This is a genomic window from Pseudomonas sp. GW821-FHT09A09 (genome assembly GCF_059418405.1).
Window position 1 is genome coordinate 37,386 of the sequence record NZ_JBWKPU010000024.1, and the last position, 16,732, is coordinate 54,117.

General features: G+C 62.5%; 12 protein-coding genes. 4 read left to right on the top strand and 8 right to left on the bottom strand.

Annotated elements, in window-relative coordinates; translation table 11 throughout:
• The first annotated feature begins 7 nt into the window (after positions 1–7).
• The 3 genes from AC07OV_RS20285 (at position 8) to pcaC (ending at position 2,672) form a co-directional block, all read left to right on the top strand.
• A complete protein-coding gene (locus AC07OV_RS20285; protein ID WP_495092847.1) occupies positions 8–1,363 on the top strand; it encodes a 3-carboxy-cis,cis-muconate cycloisomerase in 1,356 nt (451 codons plus the stop codon).
• Between the two features lie 10 nt (positions 1,364–1,373).
• A complete protein-coding gene (gene pcaD, locus AC07OV_RS20290; protein WP_495092848.1) occupies positions 1,374–2,165 on the top strand; it encodes a 3-oxoadipate enol-lactonase in 792 nt (263 codons plus the stop codon).
• A gap of 111 nt (positions 2,166–2,276) precedes the next feature.
• Positions 2,277–2,672 (top strand): 4-carboxymuconolactone decarboxylase, encoded by a 396-nt coding sequence (pcaC, locus tag AC07OV_RS20295; RefSeq protein WP_457344566.1) that lies wholly within the window; start codon positions 2,277–2,279, stop codon positions 2,670–2,672.
• A 128-nt stretch (positions 2,673–2,800) separates the two neighbouring features.
• Here the strand turns inward: pcaC and AC07OV_RS20300 are convergent, their stop codons facing one another.
• The 7 genes from AC07OV_RS20300 to AC07OV_RS20330 form a co-directional block, all read right to left on the bottom strand.
• Positions 2,801–3,700, bottom strand: a complete 900-nt coding sequence (locus AC07OV_RS20300) for a polysaccharide deacetylase family protein (RefSeq protein ID WP_494997632.1) — start codon at positions 3,698–3,700, stop codon at positions 2,801–2,803.
• An 83-nt stretch (positions 3,701–3,783) separates the two neighbouring features.
• The gene (locus AC07OV_RS20305) at positions 3,784–5,034 is read right to left on the bottom strand and encodes an OprD family porin (protein ID WP_495092849.1); all 1,251 of its coding nucleotides are present in this window, start codon (positions 5,032–5,034) and stop codon (positions 3,784–3,786) included.
• A gap of 151 nt (positions 5,035–5,185) precedes the next feature.
• A complete protein-coding gene (locus tag AC07OV_RS20310) occupies positions 5,186–6,799 on the bottom strand; it encodes a J domain-containing protein (protein ID WP_495092850.1) in 1,614 nt (537 codons plus the stop codon).
• A gap of 11 nt (positions 6,800–6,810) precedes the next feature.
• Entirely contained in the window at positions 6,811–8,508 is a 1,698-nt protein-coding gene (locus AC07OV_RS20315; protein WP_176994777.1) for a molecular chaperone HscC, read from the bottom strand.
• Positions 8,509–8,756: 248 nt separating this feature from the next.
• Complete coding sequence (adeC, locus tag AC07OV_RS20320) at positions 8,757–10,214, bottom strand: AdeC/AdeK/OprM family multidrug efflux complex outer membrane factor (protein WP_494997635.1); 1,458 nt, start codon at positions 10,212–10,214, stop codon at positions 8,757–8,759.
• The gene (locus AC07OV_RS20325; protein ID WP_176994779.1) at positions 10,211–13,372 is read right to left on the bottom strand and encodes an efflux RND transporter permease subunit; all 3,162 of its coding nucleotides are present in this window, start codon (positions 13,370–13,372) and stop codon (positions 10,211–10,213) included. The genes adeC and AC07OV_RS20325 overlap by 4 nt, the downstream gene beginning before the upstream one ends.
• Before the next feature lie 3 nt (positions 13,373–13,375).
• Entirely contained in the window at positions 13,376–14,524 is a 1,149-nt protein-coding gene (locus tag AC07OV_RS20330) for an efflux RND transporter periplasmic adaptor subunit (RefSeq protein ID WP_494997636.1), read from the bottom strand.
• A gap of 265 nt (positions 14,525–14,789) precedes the next feature.
• Between AC07OV_RS20330 and AC07OV_RS20335 the strand changes: the two genes are divergently transcribed.
• On the top strand, positions 14,790–15,422 hold the full coding sequence (locus AC07OV_RS20335) for a TetR family transcriptional regulator (RefSeq protein ID WP_056857447.1): 633 nt from the start codon (positions 14,790–14,792) through the stop codon (positions 15,420–15,422).
• Between the two features lie 234 nt (positions 15,423–15,656).
• Here the strand turns inward: AC07OV_RS20335 and AC07OV_RS20340 are convergent, their stop codons facing one another.
• Positions 15,657–16,712, bottom strand: coding sequence for an alkene reductase (locus AC07OV_RS20340; RefSeq protein ID WP_176994781.1), 1,056 nt, complete (start codon positions 16,710–16,712; stop codon positions 15,657–15,659).
• Between the last annotated feature and the right edge of the window lie 20 nt (positions 16,713–16,732).

Genomic DNA, 16,732 nt, shown 5'->3' on the forward strand with positions numbered 1-16,732 from the left:
ACGTGTTATGACGCTGCGCACGAGCAATCAATTGTTCGACGCTTACTTCACGGCGGGCAGCATGGCCGAGGTGTTCTGCGACACAGGGCGCCTGCAGGGCATGCTGGATTTCGAAGCCGCACTGGCCCGGGCCGAGGCCCAGGTGGGGTTGATCCCCCAGGCTGCCGTCGCGCCAATTGCCCAGGCGTGCCTGGCTTCGTTGTACGACGTGGATGCCCTGGGTGTGGCGATTGCCACGGCGGGCAATTCGGCGATACCGCTGGTGAAGGCGCTGGGCAAGTTGATTGCCAGTGAAGATGCCGGCGCCGAGCGCTATGTGCACCTGGGCGCTACCAGCCAGGACGTGATGGACACCGGCCTGGTGCTGCAACTGCGCCAGGCCGTGGCACTGATCGAGACCGACCTGGCGCGCCTGGGCGACATCCTGGCGGCCCAGGCCCAGCGTTATGCCGACGTGCCATTGGCGGGGCGCACCTGGTTGCAGCACGCAACGCCCGTGACCCTGGGGATGAAAATCGCCGGGTGGCTGGGGGCGCTGACCCGCAGCCGGCAGCGTCTTGCCCAATTGAAACCGCGCCTGCTGGTGCTGCAATTTGGCGGCGCGTCCGGGACTTTGGCTGCGTTGGGCGAGCACGCCATGCCGGTGGCCGAAGCCCTGGCGGCGGAGCTGCAACTGGCGTTGCCCGAGCAACCCTGGCACACCCAGCGTGATCGCCTGGTGGAGTTCGCCAGCGTCCTCGGCCTGATCGCCGGCAGCCTCGGTAAACTGGGCCGCGATATCAGCCTGCTGATGCAGACCGAAGCGGCTGAGGTGTTTGAGCCTTCCGCGCCGGGCAAGGGTGGTTCGTCGACCATGCCGCACAAACGCAACCCGGTGGGCGCCGCTGTGCTGATCAGCGCCGCCACCCGCGTGCCGGGGTTGGTGTCGACGATGTTCAGCGCCATGCCCCAGGAGCACGAGCGCAGCCTGGGCCTGTGGCATGCCGAATGGGAAACCCTGCCAGAGATCTGCCGTTTGGTGTCTGGCGCGTTGCAGCAGGCGCTGCTGGTGAGCGAAGGGCTTGAGGTCGACGCTGAGCGCATGGGCAAAAACCTTGACCTGACCCAGGGCCTGGTGCTGGCCGAAGCCGTCAGCATCGTGCTCGCCCAGCGCCTGGGCCGGGAAACCGCGCACCACGTGCTGGAGCAGTGCTGCAAGCGCGCCGTCGCAGAAGGTCGCCATTTGCGCGCAGTGCTGGCGGACGAAGCACAGATCACCACCGAGCTGTCTGCGGCCGAACTCGACCGCCTGCTCGACCCGGCCCACTACCTGGGTCAGGCCCGTACCTGGGTCACCCGCGCCGTGACAGAACACTTTGCTTGAGGAGACCACCGTGGCCTTTGTACAACTCGCCGAGGGCGAACTGCATTACCAACTGGATGGCCCTGAGGGGGCACCGGTGTTGGTGCTGTCTAACTCCCTGGGCACCGACCTGCATATGTGGGACATCCAGATTCCGGCCTTCACCGAGCATTTCCGTGTGCTGCGCTTTGATACCCGTGGCCACGGCAAATCCCTGGTCACCGAGGGCCCTTACAGCATCGAGAAACTGGGGCGCGACGTGATTACGCTGCTGGATGCGCTGGATATTCAGCGTGCGCATTTTTGCGGTTTGTCCATGGGCGGTTTGATTGGCCAATGGCTGGGGATTAACGCGGGCGATCGCTTGAACCGCTTGGTGGTGTGCAACACCGCCGCCAAGATCGGCACGCCCGAGGTGTGGAACCCACGCATCGAAATGGTACTGCGCGATGGCGCGGCGGCGATGGTTGCCCTGCGTGATGCATCGATTGCGCGCTGGTTTACCGCTGATTTTGCGGCGGCCAACCCGCACCAGGCCAAGCAGATCACCGACATGCTGGCGGCCACTTCGCCTGAGGGCTACGCCGCGAACTGCACGGCGGTGCGGGATGCGGATTTTCGTGAGCAACTGGCGTCGATCCAGGTGCCGACCCTGGTGATTGCCGGCACTGAAGACGCCGTTACACCGCCTGCCGGCAGCCATTTTATCCAGGCCCATGTGCGGGGCGCCGAGTACGCCGAGTTCTATGCGGCGCACCTGTCCAACGTCCAGGCCGGCGCTGCGTTCAGCACGCGCGTCCTGGAATTTCTGTCAGCCCAATAATGGAGTGAGCGGGCTTGCCCCGCGCGGCGGTGTGTCAGTTTCGTATGAGGTGCCTGACATACCGCGGCGCGGGGCAAGCCCGCTCACTACAGGTGTAGAGGAGTAGTTTTTTTGGACGAGAAACAACGTTATGCCGAGGGCCTGCAAGTGCGCCGCGAAGTGCTGGGCGATGCCCACGTCGACCGCAGCCTCAATGCCCTGACCGAGTTCAACAGCGAGTTCCAGGAAATGATCACCCGCCACGCCTGGGGCGACATCTGGACCCGCCCCGGCTTGCCGCGACACACCCGCAGCCTGATCACCATCGCCATGCTGATCGGCATGAACCGAAGCGAAGAACTCAAGCTGCACCTGCGCGCCGCCGCGAGCAACGGCGTGACCCGGGCCGAGATCAAGGAAGTGCTGATGCAGAGCGCGATCTACTGCGGGATTCCGGCGGCGAACGCCACCTTTCATCTGGCTGAGTCGGTGTGGGATGAGCTGGGCGTCGAGTCCCGCGAAGCCTGAATTGAAATGCGATCAACCTGTGGGAGCTGGCTTGCCTGCGATAGGATCACCCTGGTCTGCCTGACAGACCGAGGTGCTTGCATCGCAGGCAAGCCAGCTCCCACAGAAAAGCTCATTTAACCGTGGGGTCAGCGGGTATCGGCGCTCCACACCCAATTCCACACACCGGGCAGGTGCACCGGCTCATTCACGTCCTTGACCGTACGTGCCAATGCAGCGCGTTCCAACGCGTCATGGTCGGTATAGAACGGCTCGGCGGCCGTCTTCATGCCATTAATCCGCGCACTGTCCAGCAGGATCTGCAGGTACTCCTGCATATGCCGCGCGGTGTAGCGGTTGATGTCGTGGAAGGTCACCACCACCGGGATCACCCCGCCCACCGTCGGCAGCTCACCCAAGGCAATGTGCTCACGCAACACCGACAGTTGCCGGTACAGGTTGGCGCGGCGGCGCGGGCTGCCGTTGAAACCCCAGATCTTGCCGTCGTTGGCACTCAGGTCGGTCAGCAGCACGTGCATGCCATGGCGCTGGTAGGCGGCGAAGGTGCGCTTGTCGTAGTTCCAGAAGGGCGGGCGCACCAGATTGGGCGGGCTGCCAGTGATCGCGGCAATGTCCACCGCGCCCTGGGTGAGGGTGCTTTCCAGCTCGGTATCGTTCAGCCAACGGTGATTGGTGTGAAACGCCGTGGCGGTGTGAAAGGCCAGGATGTGCCCGGCGGCATATTCGCGCTCCATGGTCTTGTGACCGCGCGGGCTGCCACCGGAGCGGGAGGCTTCGGTCTGCAGGAAAAACACCGCCTTGATGCCCGGCAGTATCGGGTTGTTTGCCAGGTCTGCCACCACCGAGCGGCTTGGGTTGTTATAGCCCGACGCGCTGGGGCCGTCATCGAAAGTCAGCAGAAAACGGATCGGCGCCTGGGCTTGCAGGCGTTGCTCGGTCTGCGGCGTCAGGGCGATGGGCGCGCCGATGCAGCCGCTGAGGCTCAGTGCCACGGCCAGGAGGGCAGACGCTAAGGCGAGGGATTTCATGGTGTGCACGGGCTCGAATAAAGGCCGCTGCTGGGTGGATCAGCAGCGGCAGGCGCGCACCATACAGCAACTGCCGCGCCGGTTTACAGCAGGCTGAGCGGGTAACTGACGATCAACCGGTTTTCATCGAACTCGTTGTTGCTGTAGTCGCGGCGCATGCTCGAATTGCGCCAGCGTACGTTGAGGTCGCGCAGTGGCCCGCTTTGCACGGTGTAACCCAGCTCGCTCTCGCGGCCCCATTCCTTGCCATCGGTGACGGTGCCGGTGTGCACGTTGCTGCCACTGATGTAGCGGTTCATCAGGGTCAGGCCCGGCACGCCGAGGGTGACGAAGTTGAAGTCGTGGCGCACTTGCCAGGATTTTTCCTGGGCATTGTCGTAGCTGGCGTTGTAGCTGTCGTTGGCTAGGGTGCCGCCGCTGGTGCCGTTGACGCGCATCCAGGCGCTGTTGCCGGCGAGTCGTTGCAGGCCGACGTAGAAGGTGTTGCCGCCGTAACGCGCCGAGAACAGGCCGGACCAGGTCTTGTTGTCCAGTTCCCCGGCGCGGGCGCTGCCGTCATCCTTGCCGTAGAAGAACCCGAGGTTGGCGCCCAGGGTCCAGTCGCCCACGGGTTGGCTGTGGGTGAGGTTGAGGTATTGCTGGCTGTAGATGTCCTTGAGCTGGGCATTCCACAGGCCGACCTGGGTCCGTTTGTCGTTGAACGCGTATTCCAGGCCCTGGAAGTTGAAGCGGTCGGAGGTGAAGGCGGTTTTACCGAACATCGACATATCGCTCATGCTGCTGTCGTCACGCGGGCTGTTGGCGCGGAACTGGCCGCCGTACAGCGTCAGGCCGCTGATTTCCTTGGAGGTGATCTGCCCGCCGCGCAGGGTTTGCGGCAGGGAGCGGCCATCGTCGGAGCGCAGGATTGGCAGCACCGGCATCCACTCGCCGACCTTCACTTCGGTCTTCGAAATACGTGCCTTGAACGCCACGCCCAGGCGCCCGAATTCATCGGCAGGGCGGCCGTCGTGGTCCAGCGGCAGCAACTGCGTACCGCCCGTGCCGCGCCCGCCGTCGAGCTTGAGCGAGTACAAGCCGAGTACATCCATACCAAAACCCACGGTGCCCTGGGTGAAGCCGGACTTGGCGTCGAGGATGAAACTCTGCGTCCACTCCTGCGCGCCGCCCTGGGCTTTGGTCGGGTTGGTGTAGTTACGGTTGAAGAAAAAATTGCGCAGGTTGAGGTTGGCGCTGGCGTCTTCGAGAAAGCCGTGTTCCTCGGCGAGGACGGGTAGGGTAACGCACGCGACAGCGGTCGCCAGCACGAACTGGCGCGGGTGGAAAATGCTCATGGTGTAGGACCTGTTGTTATTGGGGTTATGCAGGTGCCGGCCATGGTGAAGGGCGGTGCAGGGGCGTTGAAAGTGGGGGAAGGCGGGTTGTGGGCGATGATCGAACGCAAGTTGGCGGGCCTGTGCGTTGCGCTCAGGCCCGCCTTTGGGCTTAACGCCGGGGCAGGTCGAAGTGGGTCCAGGGAACCGCCGGCAAGTAATGCTGGGCCGCAACAATCGCGCTCACCATCACCACCAGGAACACCACTTGCAGCGGGCTCCAGAACGCCCAGTGCAAACCGTTGAGCCACGGGTAGCCGTGGCTGAATGCCTGGCTGATGTGGCCGATGCGTTTTTTATGCAGCAGGTTGATCAGCACCATGCCGGCGTAGGTGACCATGCCCAGCACGCCGAGCATCAGCCCGCAGGCCAGCAGCATGACGGCCTGCGGCACGCCGTGGCGTATCACCAGCCAATAACTGTTGGGGTTGAACCGCTTGGGCACCAGGCGCTCAGTCAGCCACAGGTCCGGGACCTTGAAGGTCGAACTCATTCCTGCCCACAGCTGCGTGACGCGAAAGCCAATCCCGGCCGGAACGAACGCCATCAGCATGAAGATCACGATCGACATCAGGTCCATGCGGTCGGGTTTGTCGTGGGCGATGCTCAGGCCGAGGCCTAATGCAAAGACGGCCCACAGTCGGATAAACACCTGGGTGTAGATCGGCCGAGGGACAAATCTGCGCCAGAAAAACAGGTCGTCTTGCGGCACGCGTTCAGCCAGTTGCGGGTAACGCCAGGTCAGGGTCTCGGCCAGGTGCTGGCACGCGTTCCACTCGTTTTCGCCGAACTGGTCGATGACGCGTTTGTGTTGGGTGGCCGACATTGGCGTCAGCAACAGCCGCGCCGCCAAGGCATCCGGAGACGTACGCCGAGGGTCCTGGGCCTTGTCTTGCAGATTGGCGAAGAAGCTTTCCTGCTCGCAGCGCGAGACCAGTTGGCGCCACATCCACGCGGGTTCCGGGAACACGCCTTTCTGGTCGTCCCAGCCAAACGCCTGGCACACCCGCTCGAACAGCGGCACGCTCCACTGGGTGTCGTACAGTAGTTGAAGGACGATGCGCTGCCACTGTTGCTGCAGGTCGAACACGCGCAGCCAGGGCTGGCTGTTGTACTGCGTGAGCTGGGTGATGAATTCGCGCTCGGCCTTTTGCTCCAGCATTTCTTGCAAGGTGAGGCGATAGTCCTGCAACAGTTCGGCGCTCAGGGCCTCGTGCTGCCAGGGCGTCATGCTCACCTGTTGCCAGGGTGTCAGCCATTCCAGGTGCTGAACCGCCCAGCGCGCGATGGCGCTGCGCTCGCCTGGCGCGTCGAAGCAGTGGCGCAACAGGCCGTCCTGGAAGGCGTCGGCGCACCCTTGAAGTTGGGCATGGGCCCAGCGTTCATCGAGGTTGTGCACATTGAGGCCAGCGAGCAGGGCCTGGGCCGGGCTCGGTGCTGGGGCGTCAAACGGCGCAGGGCTGAGAGGCCGTACGTCCATCAGTTCGGCCAGATCGCTGAGGTTGGCGTAGGCCGGTTCGGCGACAGGCGCGTGAACGGTCTCCTCGGCCTCGTCATCCGTGCGCCAGCGCGCTTCATTCAACGCTGCTTCGTAGGCTTCGCGCAGGCGCTGGAAGCCTTCGGGATCATCGTCCGGCCGGCAGCCCTTGAGCAGGCGCGCGTAGGCGCGCTTGATCGTGCGCTCGTCGGCATCGTCTGCCAGTTGCAACACTGTCCAACAATCCATGTTGTTTTCCTTTAGCGCCAGAACCCGTTGTCGAGTTGCTCAAGGTGACGGGTGAGTTCACTGCGCGCCTCGCGAATGCGGCGTTCATCCTGGGTGTCGAGCACTTGCTGGAACTGTGCGGCCCAGTGGCCGAGTTGTTCGCGCACCTCGCCCAGGCTTTCCTGGTAGAGACGTTCGAGGCGGGCGACCAGTACCGTGTTGACCTGCTGGTCACGCGGGTGAACCTTCAACTGCGCCAGGGCTTGCAGGCGTTGCTGGATCTCCTCCGGACTCAACACGCCAGGGTTGTTCTCGATGACCAGCGAATGTTGCTCGCCGGTCAGCGGGATCTTCACCTGGGCTTCCAGCAGGCCGTTGTTGTCGTAGGTGAAGCGCACGTCCAGCGAGACTTCGCCGGCCTTGCGCTTGGGCACCGCGATGTCCAGTTGGCCGAGTTCGATGTTGTCTTTGACCAGGCGGCTTTCGCCCTGGAAGATCTTGAGCAGCACCTGGCTCTGGTTGTCATGCAGGGTCACGACTGACTTGACCCGGCTCACCGGCACGCTGCTGTTGCGTTCGATCAACGGCAGGTAGTGCCCGCTTTCGATATGGCCGCCGTACTGGTTCGAGGTCTCGATGCCCAGGGTGTAGGGGCAGACGTCGGTGAGCACCACTTCTTCCAGGGCCGCCGAGCGGGCCTTCAGTGCTGCCTGAATCGCCGCGCCGTGGGCGACGACCTGGTCCGGATCGAGGCTGATGGACGGGAAGCGCCCGAACAGGCCGGCGGCGAGCTTGCGCACCAGCGGCATGCGCGTGGTGCCGCCGACCAGCAGGATTTCATCGAGGTCGCCCACGCGGATCCGCGCATCACGCAGGGCGCGTTCGATCGGCGCGCGCAGGCGTTCCAGCAGGGGCGTGTAGAGCTTGGCGAGTTCTTGCTGGGTGATGGTCTTGACCCATTGCTGGCCGTCGACGCGCAGGCTGAACTCGGCGCTGTCGTCCTGGCCCAGGGCTTTACGCACGCGCTCGGCTTCGCGGCGCAGGGCTTGCAGCACGCTGCTGGTGGGCGGGAAGCCTTGGGCGTTACGCTGGCTGTCGACGAAGTGTTCCAGCAGCAGGGTGTCGAAATCTTCGCCGCCAAGGAAGTTGTCGCCTGCGCTGGCACGCACTTCCATCACACCGTCGAACAGCTCGATGATCGACACGTCGAAGGTGCCGCCACCCAGGTCGAACACCAGGAACGAGGTTTCCTTGTCCCGCTGGTGCAGGCCGTAGGCCAAGGCGGCGGCAGTGGGTTCATTGATCAGTTTTTCAACGTTGAGACCCGCCAGCTCGCCGGCGATGCGCGTGGCCTTGCGTTGGCCGTCGCTGAAGTAGGCGGGCACGCTGATCACGGCGTCGGTGACGGTCTGGCCGTAGGTGCGCTCGATGTCTTCCTTGAGGCTCTTGAGCACCAGCGCCGAGAGTTCTTCGGGACGGAACGAGCGGTCGCCCAGGCGCACTTCGGTGGCGCTGCCCATGTAGCGCTTGAACAGTGAGGTGGTCAGGTGCGGGTGGGTGTGCAGGCGTTCCTTGGCGGCTTGGCCCACCAGGACGCGGCCTTGATCATCCAGGCCGACCACACTGGGGGTCAGCAGCTGGCCAAGGGCATTGGGCACCATTTCGGCGGCATCGCCGCGCCAGACGGCGGCCAGGCTGTTGGTCGTTCCCAGGTCGATTCCTACGATCATTACGACAAGCTCCCTCTGTGGTCTGTAAGAATCTGTTACCAATTTTACCCTGAAGGGTTGGGCGAAAAGCAAGGCAACAACGCTACGCCGCTCTCTGTAGGAGCCGGCTTGCCGGCGATAGCGGTGTGTCAGCTAAAAATGTAGTTGCTGACAGATCGCCATCGCTGGCAAGCCAGCTCCTACAGAGAGCGGCGGGCATAAAAAAACCGCTTCCGGTGAGGGAAGCGGTTTTGTTTATTGCGCGGCTATCAGAACAACTTCAGCGCCGGCGCTTCTTCTTTCAAAGGCTCGTTTTTGGCCGTCTGCTCGTTCCAGCCACCGCCGAGGGCCTTGTACAGGTTGACCTCGCTGGTGAGTTGCGCCAGGCGGTCGGTGATCAGCGATTGCTGGGCACTGAACAGTTGGCGCTGGGCATCGAGGAACGTCAGGTTGCTGTCGACACCAATGCGGTAGCGACGCTCGGCCAGGCGGTAGTAATCCTGGTTGGCCGCGACGAAGCCACGTTGGGCATCCAGCTGCTGCTTGTAGGTCTCACGCGCGGCGAGGCCGTCGGAGACTTCCTGGAAGCCGGTCTGGATGGCCTTCTCGTAGTTGGCCACGTTGATCTCTTTCTGGATCTTCGAGTAGTCCAGGCTTGCGCGCAGGCTACCGGCGTTGAAGATCGGGATGTTGATCTGCGGGGCAAACGACCAGGTACCCGAACCGCCCTTGAACAGGCCGCCCAGGGTCGGGCTGGCGGTGCCGGCGCTGGCCGTCAGGCTGATGCTCGGGAAGAACGCTGCCCGGGCTGCGCCGATATTGGCGTTGGCGGCCTTGAGGTTGTACTCGGCCTGCACGATGTCGGGACGACGTTGCAGCAGGTCCGAAGGCAACCCGGCGGGCACTTCGCTGAGCAGGTCATCCGCCAGCGGCTTGCTGGTGATGTTGGCCGGCAAGCCGGTGCCCAGCAGCAGGGTCAGGCTGTTTTCGTCCTGGGCCACCTGGCGCGTATAACGCGCCAGTTGCACACGGGCGTTTTCCACCGAGGTGCGCGCCTGGCTGAGGTCGAGGGCCGAGGCCACGCCGACTTCATTGCTGCGCGAGGTCAGCTTGTAGCTCTGCTCGAACGCGCCCAGGGTGTCCTGGGTGAGCTTGAGCAGTTCTTTGTCGGCCTGCCAGGTCAGGTAGGCGTTGGCTACGCTGGCCACCAGGCTGATCTGGGTGCTGCGCCGTGCTTCTTCAGTGGCGAAGTACTTCTGCAGGGCTTCTTCGCTCAAGCTGCGCACGCGACCGAACAGGTCCAGCTCATAGGAGCTGATACCCAGGCCAGCCGAGTATTGGCTGCTGATGGTCGATTCGCCGGTCTGCGACAGCTTGGCCGGGGTACGCGAACGGCTGCCGCTGCCCGTGGCCGAGACGGCCGGGAACAGGTCGGCGCGCTGGATCTGGTACTGCGCGGCGTAGGCATCGATGTTCAGGGCCGCGACACGCAGGTCGCGGTTGTTCACCAGTGCCGTCTGGATCAGCTGTTGCAGGGCAGGGTCATGGAAAAACTGCTTCCAGCCTTGCTCCGCCGCGGCCTGGTTCGGCGCCTGGGCCGACGAATACGCCGGCCCCTGCGGGAACTGGGCGGCCACCGGCGCCTCAGGGCGCTGATAGTCAGGTATCAGCGAGCAGCCACTGAGCACGAATGCCGTGACGGCTAAGGAGAGTAGCGACTTGCTCATTGGCCAGCCTCTTTAGGAGTTTCAGTGGTGTCTTTCTTTTTACGTTCGCCAGCCGAGGACACGGTTGCATAGAACAGTGGCACCCAGAAGATCGCCAGCACGGTGGCGGTGATCATACCGCCAATTACGCCCGTACCGATGGCGTGCTGGCTGCCCGAGCCGGCACCAGTGGAAATCGCCAGGGGCAGTACGCCGAGCATGAACGCCATGGAGGTCATGATGATCGGACGCAGACGCATGCGGGACGCCTCGATGGCCGCCTCCACGATGCCCTTGCCTTGTTCATGCAGCTCCTTGGCGAACTCGACGATCAGGATGGCGTTTTTCGCCGCCAGGCCCACCGTCACCAACAAGCCCACCTGGAAGAACACGTCGTTGGACAGGCCGCGCAGGCTGGTGGCGATCAATGCACCGATCACACCCAGTGGCACCACCAGGATCACCGCGATCGGGATCGACCAGCTTTCGTACAGGGCCGCAAGGCACAGGAACACCACCAGCAGCGACAGGGCGTACAACGCTGGCGCCTGGGAGCCGGACAGGCGTTCTTCGTACGACAGGCCGGTCCAGGCGTAGCCCACGCCGGCTGGCAAGTCCTTGGCAATACGCTCGACTTCGGCCATCGCGTCACCGGTACTGTAGCCCGGTGCTGGCGTACCGAGGATTTCCATCGCCGCTACACCGTTGTAACGCGAGAGCTTCGGCGAGCCGTAGATCCACTTGCCCGACGAGATGGCCGACAGCGGCACCATCTTCCCGGAGTTGCTGCGCACGTACCATTTGTTCAGGTCTTCCGGGGACATACGGCTGGCGGCGTCACCCTGCACGTACACCTTCTTCACACGACCACGGTCGATGAAGTCATTGACGTAGCTGCCACCCAGGGCAATCGCCAGGGTCTGCTGGATGTCCGACAGGCTGATGCCCTGGGCACTGGCTTTTTCGTCGTCAACGGTGAGTTCGTATTGCGGCTCATCGTTTACGCCGTTGGGGCGCACGCCCGCCAGGACCTTGCTTTGCGCTGCGGCACCGAGGAACTGGTTACGTGCAGCCATCAGCTTCTCGTGGCCGACGCCACCCTGGTCTTGCAGGAACACGTCGAAACCGGTGGCGTTACCCAGTTCCAGAACCGAAGGCGGCACAATGGCGAAGACCATGGCGTCCTTGAAGGCCCCGAAGAAGTAACCCTGGGCACGCTTGGCCACTTCAAATACCGATTGCGTGGCATCCCGCTCGCCCCACGGCTTGAGCATCACGAACGCAAGGCCCGAGCTCTGGCCACGGCCGGCGAAGTTGAAGCCGTTCACGGTGAACACCGACTTCACGGCCTTGCCTTCGCCAGGCTCGCCTTCCTTGTCGTTGAGCAGGAAGGCACGCATGTCGTCGATGACTTTTTGCGTACGTTCAGCCGACGAACCGACTGGCGTCTGCACCTGGGCAAAGATCACACCCTGGTCTTCCTCGGGCAGGAACGCGCTCGGAATACGGGTGAACATCCAGATCATGCCGGCCAGGATCAACGCGTACACCAGGAACGCCGGGATCTTGTGCTTGATCATGCCGCCGACGCCACGCTCGTATTTCAGCACGCCGCTGTCGAAGGTACGGTTGAACCAGCCGAAGAAACCGCGCTTGGGTTGGCCGTGTTTTTCCGGGTCGATGTCCTTGAGCATGGTGGCGCACAAGGCCGGGGTGAAGATCAGGGCAACCAGTACCGACAACGCCATCGCCGACACAATGGTGATGGAGAACTGTCGGTAGATCACACCCGTGGAGCCGCCGAAGAATGCCATCGGCAGCAGTACCGCCGACAGTACCAGTGCGATACCCACCAGGGCGCCCTGGATCTGGCCCATGGATTTGATCGTCGCTTCTTTAGGCGACAAATGCTCCTCGGCCATCACCCGCTCGACGTTTTCCACCACGACGATGGCGTCGTCCACCAGCAAGCCGATGGCCAGGATCATGCCGAACATGGTCAGGGTGTTGATGGTGAAGCCAAAGGCCGCGAGGATCCCGAACGTACCCAGCAATACCACCGGTACGGTCATGGTGGTGATGATGGTGGCGCGGAAGTTCTGCAGGAACAGGAACATCACCAGGAACACCAGGACGATCGCTTCGACCAGGGTGTCAACCACACCGGAGATCGATTCGGTCACCACAGGCGTGGTGTCGTACGGCACCACGGCCTTCATGCCTGGCGGGAAGAACGGTTCCAGGGACGCCACGGTGGCGCGGATGGCCTTGCCGGTGTCCAGGGCGTTGGCGCCTGCTGCCAGCTTGATCGCCATACCGGAAGCCGGCTTGCCGTTGAACTGTGCGCTGATGCTGTAGTTCTGGCCGCCCAGTTCGATACGGGCAACATCGCCCAGTCGAACCTGCGAGCCGTCGGCATTGACCTTCATCAGGATCTTGCCGAACGCTTCCGCGGTTTGCAGACGGGTCTTGCCGATGATGGTGGCGTTCAGCTGGGTACCGGGCAGGGCAGGCAGGCCGCCGAGTTGGCCGGTGGCCACCTGAACGTTCTGGGCCGCGATGGCGTTACTGACATCCACCGGCGTGAGCTGGTAGTTGTTCAGCTTGGCCGGGTCGAGCCAGATACGCATGGCGTACTGCGAACCGAACACCTGGAAGTCACCCACACCTGCGGTACGGGAGATCGGGTCCTGGATGTTGGACACGATGTAGTTGGACAGGTCGTCCTTGGTCATGCTGCCGTCTTCCGACACCAGACCGATCACCATCAGGAAGTTCTTCACCGACTTGGTCACGCGGATACCCTGCTGCTGCACTTCTTGCGGCAGCAGTGGGGTCGCCAGGTTCAGCTTGTTCTGCACCTGAACCTGGGCGATGTCCGGGTTGGTACCCTGGTTGAACGTCGCGGTGATGGTCATGCTGCCGTCGGAGTTACTGTCCGAGGCGACATAACGCAGGTTGTCGATACCGTTGAGCTGTTGCTCGATCACCTGAACCACGGTGTCCTGCACGGTTTGTGCAGAGGCACCCGGGTAGGTCACCTGGATATCGATGGCGGTTGGCGCAATGGCCGGGTACTGGTTGATGGGCAACTTCAGGATCGACAGTGCCCCGACCAGCATGATCACCAGGGCAATTACCCAGGCGAAAATGGGACGGTCGATAAAAAATTTCGACATGGGTTACTCCCCTTTGCCAGCTGCGGCAGCAGGAGCTGGAGCGGAACCTGCAGGTTTGGCGTTGTCGGCGTCCTTGACCTTGACTTCGATGCCCGGCTTGATGAATTGCAAGCCTTCGGTGATCACGCGGTCACCGGCGTCCAGGCCTTTTTCCACCAGCCAGTAAGCACCGGCCGTACGGTTGGCAACCAGTACGCGTTGCTCGACCTTGTTGTCCTTGTTCACGATCAGCGCAGTCGGGATGCCCTTGAGGTCGCGGGTCACGCCTTGCTGCGGTGCGAGGATGGCCTTGCTGTTCACGCCGGCTTGCAGTTGGGCGTGTACGAACATGCCTGGCAGCAGGGTGTGGTCAGGGTTGGGGAACACGGCGCGCAGGGTCACGGAACCGGTGGTCTGGTCAACCGACACTTCGGAGAATTCCAGCTTGCCGTCCTGGGCGTAGGAACTGCCGTCTTCCAGGGTCAGCTTGACCTTGGCGGCATTGTCGCCGGCTTTCTGCAGCTGGCCGCTTTCCAGGTCGCGGCGCAGTTTCAGCATCTCGGCCGAGGACTGCGTGACGTCGACGTAGATCGGGTCGAGTTGCTGGATCACGGCCATGGCATCGGTCTGGCCGTTGCTGACCAGCGCGCCTTCGGTCACCGAAGAACGGCCAATACGCCCGGAGATCGGCGCGAACACTTTGGTGTAGCGCACGTTGATCTGGGCGGTTTGAACGTTTGCTTCTGCGGTCATGCGGTTGGCGACGGCGGTGTCGTATTCCTGACGGCTGACGGCTTGTTCATCGACCAACTGCTTGTAGCGGTCGGTGATGGACTTGGTCTGGGTCAGGCTGGCTTGTGCGCTTTTCAGGGTGGCTTCATACACCGACGGGTCGATCTGGTAGAGCTGTTGCCCTTCCTTCACGTCGCCGCCTTCCTTGAACAGGCGCTTGAGAATGATGCCGTTGACCTGTGGGCGAACTTCCGCAATGCGGTAGGCGGTGGTGCGGCCTGGCAGTTCGGACGTCAGGGTAAAGGCTTGCGGTTGAATGGTGACCACGCCGACCTGAGGGGTTTGAGCGGGCGGAGCCGCTTCTTCCTTTTTACATCCGCTGAGCAGCGATGCCAGGGCGACGGCAGTAACCAGAGCGGTAACAGCTGGCTTAAGTTGCATGAAGATCCTCGGGTCAGGCGCGCAGACTGCGCACAAGAAGTGTGGAAGGGTAAAAAACAAGCTGTGAGTAGATAAGTAGCTTGCTACGCAATATACTTACGTTCACGGTTGTTTGTAAACTCTTGACAGGCTTTGCGAAATGTTGACAAAGCAGCTCCGAAAGCCTCGATTTTAGTACGTTCGGCGCCCATGACGGCGTCGTCCCACAATTATTCAGATGATGGTCCAGCACCATCCACAGTGTCCTGATAGAGGTTTTACTGCCATGGTTCGTCGCACCAAAGAGGAAGCTCAGGAAACGCGCAGCCAGATTCTCGATGCCGCCGAGCAAGCCTTTTACCAACGCGGTGTCGCGCGGACTACGCTGGCAGACATCGCCGCGCTGGCGGGCGTGACGCGGGGGGCCATCTACTGGCATTTCAGCAACAAGTCCGACTTGCTCCAGGCGCTGCTCGACACGCTGCACGAGCCGCTGGACGAGTTGGCCCGGGCGAGTGAAAGCGAAGATGAAGTCGACCCGCTGGGCTGTATGCGCAAGTTGCTCATTCATCTCTATCATCAAGTGGCACTGGACCCGAAAACCCGGCGCATCAACGAAATCCTGTTTCATAAGTGCGAGTTCACCGATGAAATGTGTGACATGCGGCGTCAACGCCAAACCCACAGTCTTGAGTGCAACCTGCGCATCGGGCTGACATTGCGCAACGCGGTCCATCGCGGGCAGCTTCCGGAAAACCTGGACACAACCCGCGGCGCGGTGTGCATCCATGCCTACATTCACGGGCTGATCGGCCAGTGGCTGCTGGTGCCCGACAGCTTCCAGTTGCATCAGGACGCCGAACGCTGGGTGGATGCAGGGTTGGACATGCTGCGCTTGAGCCCCAGCCTGCGCAATTAAGACAAAATGCGTAATTGCATCCAGTTGTGTCAACAGTAAAGCCCAGAGGCAGTCAATCGCCCCTTCGACTGATAGGTGGGGTGACTTTATATACGGGCTGGCGGGCGGTTGATAGGTAGCCGCCTAAGTATTTTGTAGCGATTTTGTTGCAAGGCTGTGAAGGAATGTTTCCCCGCGCCAATGAAAAAGCCCCGGTTCCTGCGAACCGGGGCTTTTTCGTTTCAGCGAGTTACATCAGATCGCCAGGGTCGGGTAGTCGATGTAGCCGACCGGGCCTTTGCCGTAGAAGGTTTCCGGGTGCGGTTCGTTCAACGGCGCATCGGCCTTCAGGCGAGCCGGCAGGTCCGGGTTGGCAATGAACGGTACGCCGAAGGCCACTGCGTCAGCCTTGCCCGACGCCAGCCACGCATTGGCGCTGTCCTTGGTGAAGCGTTCGTTGGCGATGTACGGGCCGCCGAAGGCTTTTTTCAGTTGTGGGCCGAGGCTGTCGGCGCCTTCTTTTTCACGGGAGCAGATGAACGCGATGCCGCGCTTGCCCAGCTCGCTGGCGACGTAAGTGAAGGTTTCAGCCAGGTTGTCGTCGCCCATGTCGTGGGAATCGGCGCGTGGTGCCAGGTGCACACCCACACGGCCTGCGCCCCAGACTTCGATGGCAGCGTCAGTCACTTCCAGCAGCAGGCGCGCACGGTTTTCCAGGGAGCCACCGTAGTTATCGGTACGCTTGTTGGTGCTGCTCTGCAGGAACTGGTCAAGCAGGTAGCCGTTGGCGCCGTGGATTTCCACGCCGTCAAAGCCAGCAGCCTTGGCATTTTCGGCACCGGTGCGGTAGGCGTCGACGATGTCGGCGATTTCAGCGGTTTCCAGGGCGCGTGGGGTTGGGTAGTCGGCGAGTGGGCGAACCAGGCTGACGTGGCCTTTGGGTTGGATCGCGCTCGGGGCCACCGGGCTTTCGCCGTTCAGGTACGACTCATGGGAGATACGGCCCACGTGCCACAGTTGCAGGAAGATCTTGCCGCCCGCGCCGTGGATGGCCTTGGTCACATTGGCCCAGCCACGCACCTGGTCGTTGGACCAGATGCCCGGGGTGTCCGGGTAGCCCACGCCCAGCGGCGTCACGGAGGTGGCTTCGCTGAGGATCAAGCCAGCAGATGCGCGTTGCACGTAGTACTCGGCCATCAGCGCGTTGGGTACACGACCGTCATCGGCGCGGCAGCGGGTCAGCGGTGCCATGATGATGCGGTTCGACAGTTCCAGGTCGCCCAGTTTGATGGGATCGAAAATAGTCGTCATGGGATAACACCCTTCTCTTT